This is a genomic window from Mycobacterium sp. P2_H7 (assembly GCF_056403275.1).
In genome coordinates this window covers 137,510-151,510 of the sequence record NZ_JBFUFU010000005.1, presented here as the reverse complement: position 1 = coordinate 151,510, position 14,001 = coordinate 137,510, and the positions used below count along the sequence as shown (strand labels likewise).

At 67.7% G+C, this 14,001-nt stretch carries 15 protein-coding genes and 3 pseudogenes; 12 read left to right on the top strand and 6 right to left on the bottom strand.

Features of this window, described 5'->3' with window-relative positions; all coding sequences use genetic code 11:
• Positions 1-10 precede the first annotated feature (10 nt).
• The 7 genes and pseudogenes from AC1DY7_RS06605 to AC1DY7_RS06575 all read left to right on the top strand — a co-directional run.
• The gene (locus tag AC1DY7_RS06605) at positions 11-514 is read left to right on the top strand and encodes a M15 family metallopeptidase (RefSeq protein WP_477492859.1); all 504 of its coding nucleotides are present in this window, start codon (positions 11-13) and stop codon (positions 512-514) included.
• A gap of 116 nt (positions 515-630) precedes the next feature.
• A pseudogene (locus AC1DY7_RS06600) lies at positions 631-2,049 on the top strand (HNH endonuclease signature motif containing protein).
• 40 nt (positions 2,050-2,089) lie between these two features.
• Entirely contained in the window at positions 2,090-2,737 is a 648-nt protein-coding gene (locus AC1DY7_RS06595) for a TetR/AcrR family transcriptional regulator (protein ID WP_477492858.1), read from the top strand.
• Positions 2,734-3,951, top strand: coding sequence for a glycosyltransferase (locus AC1DY7_RS06590; protein WP_477492857.1), 1,218 nt, complete (start codon positions 2,734-2,736; stop codon positions 3,949-3,951). Before AC1DY7_RS06595 ends, AC1DY7_RS06590 begins: the two co-directional genes overlap by 4 nt.
• Positions 3,952-3,960: 9 nt before the next feature.
• Positions 3,961-4,170: an ATP synthase subunit c family protein gene (locus AC1DY7_RS06585; protein WP_477492856.1), complete on the top strand. Its 210-nt coding sequence runs from the start codon at positions 3,961-3,963 to the stop codon at positions 4,168-4,170.
• 115 nt (positions 4,171-4,285) lie between these two features.
• Positions 4,286-5,233 (top strand): diacylglycerol/lipid kinase family protein, encoded by a 948-nt coding sequence (locus AC1DY7_RS06580; RefSeq protein WP_477492855.1) that lies wholly within the window; start codon positions 4,286-4,288, stop codon positions 5,231-5,233.
• 253 nt (positions 5,234-5,486) lie between these two features.
• A pseudogene (locus tag AC1DY7_RS06575) lies at positions 5,487-5,600 on the top strand (WhiB family transcriptional regulator); the annotation flags it as partial.
• Positions 5,601-5,705: 105 nt separating this feature from the next.
• On the opposite strand, the gene AC1DY7_RS06570 reads toward AC1DY7_RS06575, so the two are convergent.
• Positions 5,706-7,214 carry a sensor histidine kinase gene (locus AC1DY7_RS06570; protein WP_477492854.1) on the bottom strand — a complete coding sequence of 503 codons (1,509 nt, stop codon included), beginning with the start codon at positions 7,212-7,214 and terminating at the stop codon, positions 5,706-5,708.
• Between the two features lie 14 nt (positions 7,215-7,228).
• A complete protein-coding gene (locus AC1DY7_RS06565) occupies positions 7,229-7,444 on the bottom strand; it encodes a biotin/lipoyl-binding carrier protein (protein WP_477492853.1) in 216 nt (71 codons plus the stop codon).
• Positions 7,445-7,569: 125 nt separating this feature from the next.
• On the opposite strand from AC1DY7_RS06565, the gene AC1DY7_RS06560 reads away from it, so the two are divergent.
• Positions 7,570-7,662 (top strand): 50S ribosomal protein bL37, encoded by a 93-nt coding sequence (locus AC1DY7_RS06560; protein ID WP_372510120.1) that lies wholly within the window; start codon positions 7,570-7,572, stop codon positions 7,660-7,662.
• 63 nt (positions 7,663-7,725) lie between these two features.
• On the opposite strand, the gene rsrA is transcribed toward AC1DY7_RS06560, so the two are convergent.
• Positions 7,726-8,016 (bottom strand): mycothiol system anti-sigma-R factor, encoded by a 291-nt coding sequence (rsrA, locus tag AC1DY7_RS06555; protein WP_477492852.1) that lies wholly within the window; start codon positions 8,014-8,016, stop codon positions 7,726-7,728.
• The gene (locus AC1DY7_RS06550) at positions 8,013-8,663 is read right to left on the bottom strand and encodes a sigma-70 family RNA polymerase sigma factor (protein ID WP_477493218.1); all 651 of its coding nucleotides are present in this window, start codon (positions 8,661-8,663) and stop codon (positions 8,013-8,015) included. Before AC1DY7_RS06550 ends, rsrA begins: the two co-directional genes overlap by 4 nt.
• A gap of 206 nt (positions 8,664-8,869) precedes the next feature.
• Between AC1DY7_RS06550 and AC1DY7_RS06545 the strand changes: the two genes are divergently transcribed.
• Positions 8,870-9,370: an aminoacyl-tRNA deacylase gene (locus tag AC1DY7_RS06545; RefSeq protein ID WP_477492851.1), complete on the top strand. Its 501-nt coding sequence runs from the start codon at positions 8,870-8,872 to the stop codon at positions 9,368-9,370.
• Positions 9,367-10,224, top strand: coding sequence for an SDR family oxidoreductase (locus AC1DY7_RS06540; RefSeq protein ID WP_477492850.1), 858 nt, complete (start codon positions 9,367-9,369; stop codon positions 10,222-10,224). Before AC1DY7_RS06545 ends, AC1DY7_RS06540 begins: the two co-directional genes overlap by 4 nt.
• Here AC1DY7_RS06540 and AC1DY7_RS06535 read toward each other — a convergent pair.
• Positions 10,225-11,751: pseudogene (locus AC1DY7_RS06535) on the bottom strand (aldehyde dehydrogenase family protein).
• A gap of 64 nt (positions 11,752-11,815) precedes the next feature.
• On the opposite strand from AC1DY7_RS06535, the gene AC1DY7_RS06530 reads away from it, so the two are divergent.
• Both AC1DY7_RS06530 and chrA read left to right on the top strand, forming a co-directional pair.
• Positions 11,816-12,142: a GNAT family N-acetyltransferase gene (locus AC1DY7_RS06530; protein ID WP_477492849.1), complete on the top strand. Its 327-nt coding sequence runs from the start codon at positions 11,816-11,818 to the stop codon at positions 12,140-12,142.
• Positions 12,142-13,281, top strand: coding sequence for a chromate efflux transporter (gene chrA, locus AC1DY7_RS06525; protein WP_477492848.1), 1,140 nt, complete (start codon positions 12,142-12,144; stop codon positions 13,279-13,281). The genes AC1DY7_RS06530 and chrA overlap by 1 nt, the downstream gene beginning before the upstream one ends.
• On the opposite strand, the gene AC1DY7_RS06520 is transcribed toward chrA, so the two are convergent.
• The gene (locus tag AC1DY7_RS06520; protein WP_477492847.1) at positions 13,274-13,996 is read right to left on the bottom strand and encodes a YqjF family protein; all 723 of its coding nucleotides are present in this window, start codon (positions 13,994-13,996) and stop codon (positions 13,274-13,276) included. The two genes, chrA and AC1DY7_RS06520, sit on opposite strands and share 8 nt — an antisense overlap.
• Between the last annotated feature and the right edge of the window lie 5 nt (positions 13,997-14,001).

Below are 14,001 nucleotides of genomic sequence, written 5' to 3'. Positions count from 1 at the left end.
GCTGGCGGCCATGCGTACGGCATTGGCGGTGGGCGCTCTGGCGATCGGCGTGTTCGCCGCACCCGTGGCACACGCCGACACCACGGACGGGTCGCTGACGAACGACCAGACACTGACCGCGTTCGACGTACAGAATCCGGCGATCGGCCGGCTGGATCCGGCGCTGCTGGCGGCCATCCAGAACGCCACCACCGCGGCCGCCGCCGAGGGCATCACGATGACGATCACCTCCGGCTGGCGCTCCCCCGAATTCCAGCAGCGCCTGCTCGACGACGCAGTGGCCACCTACGGCACCGTTGCAGCCGCCCGCCAGTACGTGCAGACCCCCGAGCACTCCAAGCACGTGTACGGCGCCGCGGTCGACGTGGGCGGGACGGGTGCCGACCAATGGCTGATCGCGAACGGCGCGCGCTTCGGGCTGTGCCGGACGTATGCCAACGAGCTGTGGCACTTCGAGCTGACGGCTGACCCGTACGGGAATTGCCCAGTGCTGCTGCCCGACGCCGCGGGCTAGATGGGACCCTCGTCGCTTAGATCAGCTAGGGAAACCCTGATTTAGCTAGCTCACCTAAGCGGCGACGATGAAAATCCGTGCGTCAGCTTGTCGTCGATCCGAGTAAAATCGAACACATGTTCGATACCAACGCCAGCGCTGTCATCGACCGCATGCAAGGCAATGCCCGGCGAGAGAATGCCGAAGGCGCGCTGCGACTGGCCGCCATCGGCGACCTCTACGACATCCGGGCGCCCGAAGACGACGTCGAGAAGCGCTGCTGGGCCATCGACGGACACCTGAGCCTTGTCGCCGAGGTCGCCACCGCCCTGGCCATCAGCCGTAAACGCGCCGAAGCGCAGGTCAGGATGGCCGTCACGCTGCGCACGAAACTCCCTCGGGTGGCCGCCGTGTACGCCACCGGGGCCATCGACTACCGGATGATCGCCATGATCGTGTCCCGCATCTAGCTGATCACCGACGACGAACTGATGACCCGCATCGACATCCGACTGGCCGAGAAGGTCGGCAGATGGGCGCGGTTGTCCGGGCCGAAGACCGAGCAGCGGATAGACGCCGAAGTCGCGTCAGCCGATCCCATCGCGGTCCGCGATCCTGATCGCCATCGCCGGCGGCGTCATGTCGAGGTCACTCCGACAGATCCCGGGATGGGCGCGGTGTGGGCCAATATCGACGCCCTCGCGGCCGCGGCGTGGGACGCGCTGCTCGACGCCCTCGCGGAGAAAGTGTGCCCTGCCGACACCCGCACCAAGGATGAACGCCGCGCCGACGCCTTCGCCGCGGTGCCGACCGGCCACTATGCACGATGCCAGTGCGACGACACCAGCTGTCCCGCCCGCAGCACACCCGCGACGCCGGCCACCGTCGGCGTACTGATTCACGTGGTTGCCGAAAAAGCCGCCCTGGACGGCGAATCCGACACACCGGCCTACCTGCCCGGCCACGGCAACATCGCCGCCGAGGTGCTGCGAAACATCGCTGAACACGCCAAGACGCGCGAGATCACGGTCCCACCCGCGCGGGTCGAACCGCGGTACCGGCCCTCGACCGCGCTGGCCGAGTTCGTCCGGTGCCGCGACCTCACCTGCCGATTCCCCGGCTGCGATGTGTCCGCATGGGATTGCGACGTCGACCACACCGTAGCGTTTCCGGCCGGCCCCACCCATCCGTCAAACCTGAAGTGCCTGTGCAGATTTCATCATCTTCTCAAAACATTCCACACCGGGTGGAGCGACTTCCAGCTTCCCGACGGCACCGTCGTCTGGACCGCGCCAACTGGCCACACCTACCTCACCGAACCCGAAGGTGCGCACTGGTTCCCCGGACTGGTCGCCCCCACCGGCATCGCAACCGCCGCACCGGTCATCACCGCACCCGGACGGTGCCACAGCATGCCGCCCCGAAAGCGCACCCGCGCCGAAGACCGCACCCGACGGATCGACGCCGAACGAACAGCCAACCGCAACCGCCTCGAACGCCGGCGCCGCGAACACGAAGCCCGAGTCGCCGCCAACGAGGACTCACCGCCCTTCTGACAGGCGCATCGGTGGCGCACCACTGTGACAACCAGATCAAATGATCTATTCTTTGATCATGCGATCTGAGGACGCGAAGCCGCTGACGTTCATCCAGGCGGCCCGCCGCGCACAGATCGTCACCAGCGCCATCGAGGTCGTTGCCGAGATCGGCTGGACCAAGACCTCCATCCGCAAGATCGCCGACCGGGTCGGCGTCGCCATGAGCGCAGTGCTCTACCACTTCGGCACCAAGGACAAACTGGTCGACGCGATCATCGAGGCGATGTACCGGGCAGCACTGGAGGTGGTGCGCCCCGCACTCGAGGCCGAGACCACAGCGCAGGGCAAGCTCGCCGCCTACATCCGGTCCAACGTCGCCTACTTCGACACCAACCGCCTACACCTGCTCGCCCTCACACAGATCAGCGCCAACTTCTCCCCCACCGACGGACGTCGCTTCGACGAGCTCGGGATGAGCGGGGAACTGGGCGAACAACTGGCGGCGCTCGACCCCGGAACAATTCTCGCCGCAGGCCAACGCGACGGCGAATTCGGTGAGTTCCCCACCGAGTCGATGGCCGTCGCGCTGCGCGGCGCGGTCAACGCGGTCGTCGAAAAGATCTTGCGCGAGCCCGATTTCGACGCAACAACCTATGGCGAGGATCTGGTGGCGATCTTCGCCCGAGCCGTGGGAGCGCCCAGATGAGCCGGATCAGCATCATCGCCGTCGGCAGCCGCGGCGACGTCGCCCCCTTGGCCGGACTCGGAGCCGCGATGGCACGGGCAGGTCACGAGGTGGCCGTCACGGCATACTCCCCTTTCGAAACCACAATCACCGACTGTGGCCTCACCTTTCGGGAATTGCCCGCCGCACTCGAGGGCACTGACGACCCGATGAAGGAACTTGCCGCATTCGTCGCACCGTCCGGCATGCGCGACCTCGGCATGGCGATCGTGGCGGCCGATGCCGGCGAACCCGCCGACATGGTGCTGCTCTCACCATTCGCCGAGATGGCGGGACATGCGCTCGCCGAGGCGAAAGGCATTACAGCAGTGGGGGTTCGCCTGCAGCCATTGTCGGCGACCACCGCTTATCCCCCTGCCGTACTCGGCGCCCGCAGCCTCGGCCCACGTGGCAATCGATGGGCTGCAGACGCCGGAACCTGGCTTGTCGACCGCCTCTACCGCGGGGTGGCGGCAGACCTCCGCCGCGAACTCGGACTGCCGAAGAACTCCCCGCGCGAGCTGCGCAGAGAGCGGACTGCCGCAGAATGGCCGGTGCTGCACGGGTATTCAGCGCTGGTTGCGCCCCGCCCGGAAGACTGGCGACCCGGGCTGGAGGTCACCGGCTACTGGTGGCCGCCTGCGTCCCCTGACTGGGAGCCCTCCGATGAGCTGGCGACGTTCCTCGCCGACGGACCGCCACCGGTGTTCGTCGGGCTCGGCAGCGTCATGACCGACAGCGCACGCGCGAGGGAACTGAGCGAGATCTTCGTGCGAGCGGCCGACCTCGCCGGCGTCAGGATGATCGTCCAGTCCGGCTGGGCCGGCCTCGACGTCGGCACCGACCGCGTGCTCACCATCGGCGAGGCGCCGCATGACTGGCTGTTCCCACAGACCGCGGCCGTCGCCCACCACTGTGGCGCGGGCACCGTCGCGGCGGGACTGCGGGCGGGAGTGCCCACCATCGCCCTGCCCGGTTACGGCGACGGTGCGTTCTGGGCCGCCCGACTGCGCGATGTGGGCGCCTGTGCAGCGACAGTCCCGCAACGACGGCTCACAGCAGAGCGCCTCGCCGACGCGATCCGCGCCGCGCACGATCCCACGCTGAAGGCGTGCACCGATCGAATCGCGGCCGGGATCAATGCAGAAGACGGCATCGGACAGGCGATTTCGATCATCGAGAAAAAGCTGACCTGAAGGAGTGTCATGGCCGATCCACCCTTGATGGGATACGCACTCCTGTCCGGAGCCATCATCCTCGCCGGCGGTGCAATCGGCGCCGGCATCGCCAGGCAACCGGAAGCACAGTCGAGACTCTTCACGCCGTTTCTCATCACCGTCGGATTGGTCGAGGCGATCTACTTCATCAACATCGCTTTCATGGCGTTGTTCGTGTTCGCCACCCCCGGCACCTGACATCCGCCCCCAAACGGGCTGCGCGCCATGCCAACACCAGATGGCCACATCCCGGCCACCTCGCGTTGCAGTAGCCGCGGCGCAGTACGGCCGTTCGGGGATAGGGTGGTACCCCGTGCGTGCAGTGCTGATCGTGAACCCGAACGCTACGTCGACCACCGCCGCAGGCCGTGACCTGTTGGCGCACGCCCTGGAGAGCCGCACCGAGCTCACCGTCGTGCACACCAACCACCGCGGACATGCCATCGAGATCGGCCAGGAGGCCACCGCGACGGGCATCGACGTGGTGATCGTTCACGGCGGCGACGGCACGGTGAACGAGGTGGTGAACGGCATCCTGCAGACCGAGGCGCCGCAACGGCCCGCGGTGGGCGTCGTGCCGGGCGGATCGGCGAACGTGTTCGCCCGCTCGCTGGGAATCAGCCCGGACCCGATCGAGGCCACCAACCAGCTCATCGACCAGCTCGGTGCGCACCGCAACGGCACCCCGTGGCGCCGCATCGGCCTGATGCACTGCGGTGAGCGGTGGGGCGTGTTCACCGCCGGGATGGGCGTCGACGGCGCCGTGGTCGCCGCGGTGGAGGCGCAGCGCGAGAAGGGCCGCAAGGTGACCGCGTCCCGCTACATCCGGGTGGCGATCCGCGAGATGCTGGCCAGCGCCCGCAAAGAGCCGATCCTGACACTGGAGCTGCCGGACCGCGATCCGGTGTCGGGCGTGCATTTCGCCTTCGTGTCCAACTCCAGCCCGTGGACCTACGCCAACACCCGTCCCGTCTGGACGAATCCCACCACGACCTTCGACACCGGCCTGGGCGTCTTCGCCATCACGAGCATGAACGTGTGGGCCAACCTGGCGCTGGTGCGGCGCATGGTGTCGGCCAAACCGAACATCAAGGCCGGGCACCTGATCCGCGAGGACGACCTGCCGTGGATGCGAGTGAGCAGTGCCACACCGGTGGACTGCCAGATTGACGGTGATTACATCGGAAAGCGGGAAACCATGACGTTCACGTCGGTCCCGGACGCACTGGCCGTCGTAGCGCCGCCGTCAAAAGCGGTTTGACCAGGGAATTTAGAGAAGCCTCAAAAATTTTTGAGCGCAAGTGAGTTGAGTGTAGTACAAACGGGTAATGGGACCGGTAACCCACCCGGGTAGTGACATTGCCCACGAGTTAACGCGCCGCTATTGACATCTGTTCAGCCTGTGAAAGCATCGGATGCAACAGTGCAGAAACATTTCATGTGCACGCGTTAACAACAGCCGAAGAATAAAAACTCGCGCGCTGCCGCGCGCAAACGCTAAAGGAGTTGGACTCATGGATTGGCGCCACAAGGCGGTCTGTCGCGACGAGGATCCGGAACTGTTCTTCCCCGTGGGGAACAGCGGCCCGGCCATCGCTCAGATTGCTGACGCGAAGATCGTCTGCAACCCGCCCGACGCCCCCCCGCGGCGTCTGCCGCCCCGCGCGTAACGGGGGGGCCCCGCCGAAATCGGCGGGGCCACACCTTTTTTCACCAATGCTTTATGGCGCGCGTCACAGCTTGCTGTCGAGGGTGAACCTGCTGCGGCGACCGATGGGCACCCGCAACACCACATCGGTGCCCCCGGTGGGGACATCGTGCATGCCCAGCGAACCGTCCAGTTCGGCGGATACCAGGGTCCGGACGATCTGCAGTCCCAGCCGGTCGGACTTCTCCAGGCTGAAGCCTTCGGGCAGACCGCGCCCGTCGTCGTGGACGACGACGTCGAGCCACCGGGCGGACCGCTCGGCGCGAATCGTGACCGCTCCGAGCACCTGACCGTCGAACGCATGCTCCAGCGCGTTCTGGACGAGCTCGGTGATCACCATGATCAGGGCGGTGGCACGGTCCGCGTCCAGCACGCCCAGATCCCCTTCCCGGGTGATCCGGATGGGGCTGTCGACGGAGGCGACGTCATTCATGATCGGCACGATCCGGTCGACCACCTCGTCGAGGTTGACCTCCTCGTCCACCGACATCGACAGCGCATCGTGCACCAGCGCGATGGAGGACACTCGGCGCACCGATTCGTTGAGTGCCTCGCGACCCTCGGCGTTGTTGGTGCGCCGCGCCTGCAACCGCAGCAGTGCGGCCACGGTCTGCAAGTTGTTCTTCACCCGGTGGTGGATCTCCCGGATGGTGGCGTCCTTGGACAGCAGTGCCCGGTCCCGGCGCTTGATCTCGGTCACGTCGCGGATCAGGACGGCCGCACCGGCCGCTTCCCCACCCGTCAGCAGCGGGATGGTGCGCAGCAGCACCGCCGCCCCGCCGGCGTCGAGTTCCATCCGGGTGCTCGCCCCGCCGGCCACCGAGACCCGGACGTGTTTGGCCAGTTCCTGGGCCTCGAACGGGTCCATCATGAGCGGCCGCGTGACGGCCACCAGGTTGTGGCCCTCCAGTTCGGCGTTCAATCCCATCCGGTGATATGCCGACAACGCGTTCGGGCTGGCGAACGTCACCTCGCCGTTCACATCCAGCCGGATGAACCCGTCGCCCACGCGGGGACTGGAGCGTGACATGGCGGCGTCGCCGACGTTGGGGAAGGTGCCCTCGTTGAGCATGCGCAGCAGGTCACGGGCGCAGTCCAGATAGGCCCGCTCGAGCGGACTGACCTTGCGGCGATCAGCCAGCGCGGTCTGATGCGTCAGCACGGCAACCACCTGGTCACGGTGCCGAACCGGGACCGCCTCCACGTTCAGCCAGTTGCCGTCCTGCGAATCGCCCTCCCCGGTATCGCTCTCCCGGCCGATGCTGCCGGAGTTGAAGGCGGCCTCCACGACAGGCATGGCCGGGGCCTCCTGCGTGGTGCCGACGGCGTCGGTCAACAGCACCGTGGGGGCCGTGTTGGGCCGCACCTGGGCCACACACACCAGCTGCTCGTCGTCGCGGCGTACCCACATCAGGTAGTCGGCGAAGGACAGGTCCGCGAGCAACTGCCACTCTCCGACCACCGCATGCAGGTGATCGACGGCATTGCCGGGCAGAACGGTGTGCTCGGCAAGCAGGTCGCCGAGAGTGGACATGGGTTGTCGGGGTTCTAGCTGATGACCGCGATGAGGTCGCCGGCCTGGATGACGTCACCGACCGCGACGCTGACCTCGGTCACCGTGCCTGCCGCCTCGGCCAGCACGGGGATCTCCATCTTCATGGACTCCAGCAGCACCACGGTGTCGCCGGCGCCGATCTGGTCACCCTTCTTGACGACGACCTCGAGCACACTGGCCACGATTTCGGCGCGCACATCCTCGGCCATCTTCACCCCATCTTCCGGCGAACACTTACTAGAGGTGTCTATCGAACCACACCCGGCAGTGGACAGAGCACCACCCGCGCCATGAGACAATCGAGGTAAGCGTCAACAAACACGGAGGTAACACCATGGCCAAGCGAGGCCGCAAGAAGCGCGATCGGAAGCACACCAAGGCCAACCACGGCAAGCGGCCCAACTGCGGCTCGAAGGCAGTGCGCTGACCCATACGCATAACGAAACCGCCCGGACTCACAGAGTCCGGGCGGTTTCGTTTGTGGCGCTGTTCAGCCCCTGACGATGGTCGTGCGGCTGATCTCCAGCCGCAGCCGCGCACGAAGCGTGTCAGGCGCCTTCTCGCCGCATTTGGCGGCAATCAGGTTCTTCACCCGCTCCTCTACCCCGTAGTGCCGCAGGCAGGTCGGGCACTCGTCGAGGTGGTGGCGCAGCTTGTCGCGCGTCTCGGCGGTGCATTCGCCGTCGAGCAGCGTCCACACTTCGGCGATGACCGCCGCACACTCGGGATGATCAGGGTCGACCGGGCCGACCGGGGGTACGAACGTGTGCTCGTCGCTCATGAGGAGACCTCCTCGGTGGCCAGCGCTTCGCCGCGCAGGAACCCGCGATCGCGGGCCACATCGGCCAGTAGGTCGCGCAGTTGCTTACGGCCTCGGTGCAGTCGGGACATCACCGTCCCGATCGGGGTATCCATGATTTCCGCGATCTCCTTGTACGGGAACCCTTCGACATCGGCGTAGTAGACCGCCATGCGGAATTCCTCAGGTAATGCTTGCAGAGCATCCTTGATCTCGCTGTCGGGCAGCGCCTCCAGCGCCTCCACCTCAGCCGACCGCAGCCCCGTCGAGGTGTGCTCGGCGTTGGCCGCCAGCTGCCAGTCGGTGATCTCCTCGGTCGGATACTCCGCAGGCTGCCGCTGTTTCTTGCGGTAAGTGTTGATGTAGGTGTTGGTCAGGATGCGGTAGAGCCACGCCTTGAGATTCGTGCCCTCACGGAACGACCGGAACCCCGCGTATGCCTTGACCATGGTTTCCTGCACCAGGTCTTCGGCGTCGGCCGGATTGCGTGTCATCCGCAGCGCGCCGCCGTACAGCTGATCGAGCAGCGGGATGGCGTCGCGTTCGAAGCGGGCAGTGAGTTCGGCGTCGGACTCTTCGGTCGGAGCGGGCGCAGCCTCGTCTAAATCGGTCATCGTGACAGGACCCATCCCTTCCGTCGCGGCGTGACCTAACGGCTCCAGCAAGTACACCGGACGTTCCAGGCATGCCGTAGACACTGAAAACTCCTTCCACGATTCTAAAGGTTGCCGCCGACAATTCTCGCCGGCTTCGTTTGCGCCCCGTCGCACCTGCAGTAACACCGGTACCGGCCTCGGTCATTCCCGCCGGTGGGAGCCCGCCCTACGCTGAGGTCGTGGCACGTGCAGCGACTCCGGCCATCACGGCGCTCATCGCCGCGGGACTCCCCCACGAGATCCTGCGTTACGACCATGACCCGCGGGTCGAGTCGTTCGGCGAGGAGGCCGTCGCCCAGTTGGCGGCGGCGCACGGCCTGGAACCAGGGCAGATCTTCAAGACTCTCGTGGTGGCCTCGGGCCGGGATCTGGCGGTGGCCGTGCTGCCGGTACCGGCGAAGCTGTCGCTGAAGGCGGCAGCCGCGGCACTGGGCTACGCGAAGGTCGTGATGGCCGACGGGGCCGCTGCCGAACGCTCGACCGGCTACGTGCTCGGTGGCATCTCGCCGCTGGGTCAGCGTCGCAGGCTGCCGACGGTCCTCGACGCCTCCGCGCTGGCCTGGGACCGGGTGCTGTGCAGCGCCGGCAAGCGCGGCTGGGATGTCGCGCTGGCGCCCCAGGACCTCAGCACCGCGACCGACGCCGTGATCGCCGATATCCGGCTTAGGGTTGGGCCATGACTGAAGCGCCTCTGTCCGGGAAGACCATGTTCATCTCCGGCGCCAGCCGCGGCATCGGGCTGGCAATCGCCAAACGGGCCGCCGCCGACGGTGCCAACATCGCGCTGCTGGCCAAAACCGCCGAACCACACCCCAAGCTCGAGGGCACCGTCTACACGGCCGCCAAGGAGATCGAGGAGGCCGGCGGCCAGGCCCTGCCCATCGTCGGCGACGTCCGCGACGGCGAATCGGTGACCTCCGCCGTCGCACAGGCAGTCGCCCAGTTCGGCGGTATCGACCTGTGCGTCAACAACGCCTCGGCGATCAACCTCGGCTCCATCGAGGAGGTGCCGCTCAAGCGTTTCGACCTGATGAACGGCATCCAGATCCGCGGCACCTACGCCGTGTCCCAGGCCTGTATCCCGCATATGAAAGGCCGGGCCAATCCGCACATCCTGACCCTGTCGCCGCCACTGCGGCTGGAACCGCAATGGCTCACGCCCACCGCTTACATGATGGCGAAGTTCGGTATGACGCTGTGCGCGTTGGGAATTGCGGAGGAACTGCGGGACGCCGGGATCGCGTCGAACACGCTGTGGCCGCGCACCATGGTTGCCACCGCAGCGGTGCAGAACCTGCTCGGCGGTGACGAGGCGATGGCCCGAGCCCGCAAACCCGAGGTGTACTCCGATGCGGCGTACGCGATCTTCACCAGGCCGGCCCGCGAATACACCGGGCAGAGCCTGCTGTGCGAGGACGTGCTGCTCGATTCCGGGGTGACCGACCTGTCGGTCTATGACTGCATCCCCGGGTCCGATCTCGGGGTCGACCTGTGGGTGGACACCCCGAACCCGCCGGGATACGTCGCGCCCTGATCAGCCTTTCGGGGTGATGCCCAGCCGTCGCAGACCGCGGGAGGTGGCCACCCGCACCAGCCCCACCGCGGCGGCACTGCGCCGCTTCGATGCCGGATACCACAACGGCTCGCTGGCCAATGTCGGGATCCTCGGGGCGGTGATCACCTGCGGCCGACAGTATTTGAGGATTCCGTGCGCGCCGCCGGCACGCGTACCGATGCCGGAGTTCTTCCAGCCGCCCATCGGCACCTCGCTCGCGAAAGCGTTGGACAACACATCGTTGATGTTGACGGCACCGACATCGAGCCGGCGGGCTACCCGCTCACCGCGCTCAAGGTCGCGCGTCCACACCGTCGCCGAGAGCCCGTAGGAGGAATCGTTGGCCAGCCGGATCGCCTCGTCCTCGTCGGCGACCTTCATGACCGGGATGGTGGGCCCGAACGTCTCCTCCGTCATGCAGGCCATCGAATGGTCCACGTCGACAAGCACCGTCGGCTCGAAGAAGGTGCCCATGCCCGCCGGGTTGCCGCCGGTCAGCACTCGAGCACCGGCCGCCACCGCGCCGTCGACATGGCGGATGACGATCTCGCGCTGGCTTTCGGTGGACAGCGCACCGATGTCGGTCTTCCACCCCGCGCCGTCGCAGCCTTGGCGCAGCGCGCCGACCTTCGCGGTGAGCCGGCTGACGAACTCGTCGTAGATCGGCGCCTCTGCGTAGACCCGTTCGACCGACACGCACATCTGGCCGGAGTTGAACATGCCGCCCCAGGTGATCCCGTTCACGGCGCGGTCGAGGTCGGCGTCGGCGAGCACCAGCGCCGGATCCTTGCCGCCGAGTTCCAGGCTGTAAGGGATCAGTCGCTCGGCGCAGGCCACCGCCACCTTTCGGCCGGTTGCCGTCGATCCGGTGAACTGCACGCAGTCGGAGTTGGCGATCACCGCGGCACCGGTATCGCCGTAACCGGTCGCCAGGGCCAGCACCGGTGGGCCGCCGATCTCGTTCCACCCGCGCACCAGCGCGGCCGCACTCAGCGGCGTCACTTCCGACGGTTTGAGCAGCACCGCCGCACCTGCGGACAGCGCGGCGACGAGGTCCAGCGCCGGCATCAGGAACGGGAAGTTCCACGGCGTGATGACGCCTACCACCGGATACGGCCGGTGAACGGTGGTGAGCCGCTTGCTGATCGCAATGGGATGCCACGACCGCGGGTGCTCGTCGGACAGGAACTTCTCGGCGTGGCCGGCCCAGTAATCGATCAGACCGCTGACCGCGATCGGCTCGAAACTGGTGTCCGCCCGGCTCTTCCCCGTCTCGGACTAGACGGTGTCCATGATCTGTTCCGCGTGGTCGAGCACCCAGCACTGGAATTTGAGCAGCCACGCCCGTCGGCCGCGCGGGCCCAGCGCCTCCCACGCGGGCTGGAACAGCCGCAGTTCCCGGGCTTTGGCGGCGACGGTGCCGGCGGAGTCGACGGGGACCGAACCGACCTCGCGCCCGTCGGCCGGGTTGCGCACGGTGATTGTGGCGGGCTGCGTCCGGGTCATGGCCCGAGTATCGATCCGCCTCGGTCCGGCGGATCGAGTATCCGGGTACCTGCATCATGAATACATGCAACCCACGGTCGTCCACGCACCGCAGCTGTCCCGCTTCGAGGTGTACCTCGGCGATGACCTCGCCGGCTTCGCCGAGTACCTCGACCACCAGGGCCGGCGGCTCTTCTTCCACACCGAGATCGGTGAGCAGTTCGGCGGAAAGGGTCTGGCCGGCACGCTCATCCGGCACGCATTGGCGGAAACGGTCGAATCCGGCCTCCGCATCGTCCCGCTGTGCCCGTTCGTGAAAAGCTTTGTGGACAAGCATTCCGAAGATGAAGCCTTCGCCTCTTCCGTCGACGAGGTGACCGAGGCGGCGGTCGAGCTGGTCCGCCGACGCTGATGGTGCCGCTGACGACCATCGCGGGACAGTGGGGCCGGATCGGTTGTCTGGGTTTCGGCGGCCCGCCGTCACACATCGCGTTACTGCGTGAGCTGTGCGTGGAACAGCGCCGCTGGCTGGACGCCGACGAGTTCGAGGACGCCATCGCTGCCATGAACCTGCTGCCGGGCCCGGCGTCGACGCAGCTGGCGATCTACACGGCCTGGCGGCAACGTGGGTTCAGCGGCGCCATCGTGGGCGGGTTGGCGTTCATCCTGCCGGGCCTCTTCGTGATCCTCGCGCTGGCGGCGTTCTTCCTGTCCGGCGGTGCGCCCGGTTGGGCGCGTGGCGCGGCGGCCGGCGCGGGTGCGGCCGTGGCGGCGGTCGCGGTGCACGCCGCGGTCGGGCTGATCCCGTCGAGCTGGCGACGCGCCGGAACCGCCCCGGGACCGAAGATCCGATGGGTCGCCTACTTCACCGCGGGTGCGGTCGCCGCGGCGCTGACCGGTCCGTGGCTGGTGCTGGTGCTGATCGCCGCGGGCCTGCTCGAGATCGCGGCCCGGATCCGCCCGACGAATGTCACCGCGCACGCCTGGCCGGTGCTGCTGGCCGCCGCCCCGGCGCTGGCCGGCATTCCCGCCCTGGTGTGGACCGCGCTCAAGGTGGGTGCCCTGTCCTACGGCGGCGGGTTCGTCATCATCCCGCTGATGCAGGACGACGCCGTACATCGGCATCACTGGATGACCGACGCGGAGTTCCTCAACGCGGTGGCGCTGGGGCAGATCACACCGGGCCCGGTGTTGCACACCGTCGCGGTGGTCGGTTACGCCGCCGCGGGGTTCGGCGGGGCGGCCCTGGCCGCGCTCTTCGCGTTTGGTCCGTCCTTCGTCATGGTGATCGCCGGCGGTCCGCATTTCGACGCGCTGCGGGCGAACAGGTACGTGCAGGCGTTCCTGACCGGAGCCGGACCGGCCGTCATTGGGGCGATCACCGGGTCGGCGGTGCCGCTGGCGATGGCCAACCAACAGGCGTGGCAGTTCGGCGTGCTGGCGCTGGCCGGGGTTGCTCTGCTGACGGCACGCCGCGGAGTGGTCAGCACGCTGGTGGGCGCCGCGTGCCTGGGCGTCGGCGCGTACCTGATCGGCTGGCCGGTCAGTTGACCAGCCCGGGGCGGCCGAAGCGGGCCGCCACCCCCGGCGAATACAGCGCCCGCAGCCGGTCACCCGCGACCGTCACCCCGCCGGCCGACACCAGGTCGTCGTCGAAGTCGACGATGTCAGCGGCGCGCAGCGGCCACGCCGGATGCTCGTTGGGCACCCACCAGGTACGCCCCGCCTTGCGGGTGTGCGCGCCCCAGCGTGCGGTCAGCCAGATCTCCAGCGGGGTCGGTGCCACCGGGTCCCCGACGATCACCTCGACCCGCGACAGCAGGCCGCGCCGCGGCCAGCGCCGGACACTGGTGTAGCGGATCCGGTTGTCCTGCCGCGTGACTCGCATCTTCGCCCAGGTGTAGGGCACGCCGAGGCCGGCGCGGGTGAGCCCGACGACCGCGAGCCGCTCGGTCTCCAGCGACCGGAACAGCACCCCGTGCCGCCCTGCGTCGTCGACGGAGTAGAGCCGGACATTGGTCTCGGCGAAGGCACCGACATAGGGCAACGGCACCCGGTCCCCCAGCGCACTGCGGCGCATGACGAACGGCACCAGCCCGACGTAGGTGAGCCCGTCGTCGAACACATCCGGGCGGGTGCCGGCCGGGAACAGGTGCGCGACGGACTGCGGATCGACGGGCCAGTGCACGAAGGTCAAGTCGCCCCAGAACTGTCCGATGAACACCGGGCGCGGTAGCGGCGGCGCGGCGACGGAGAAGCCTGACACCGCGT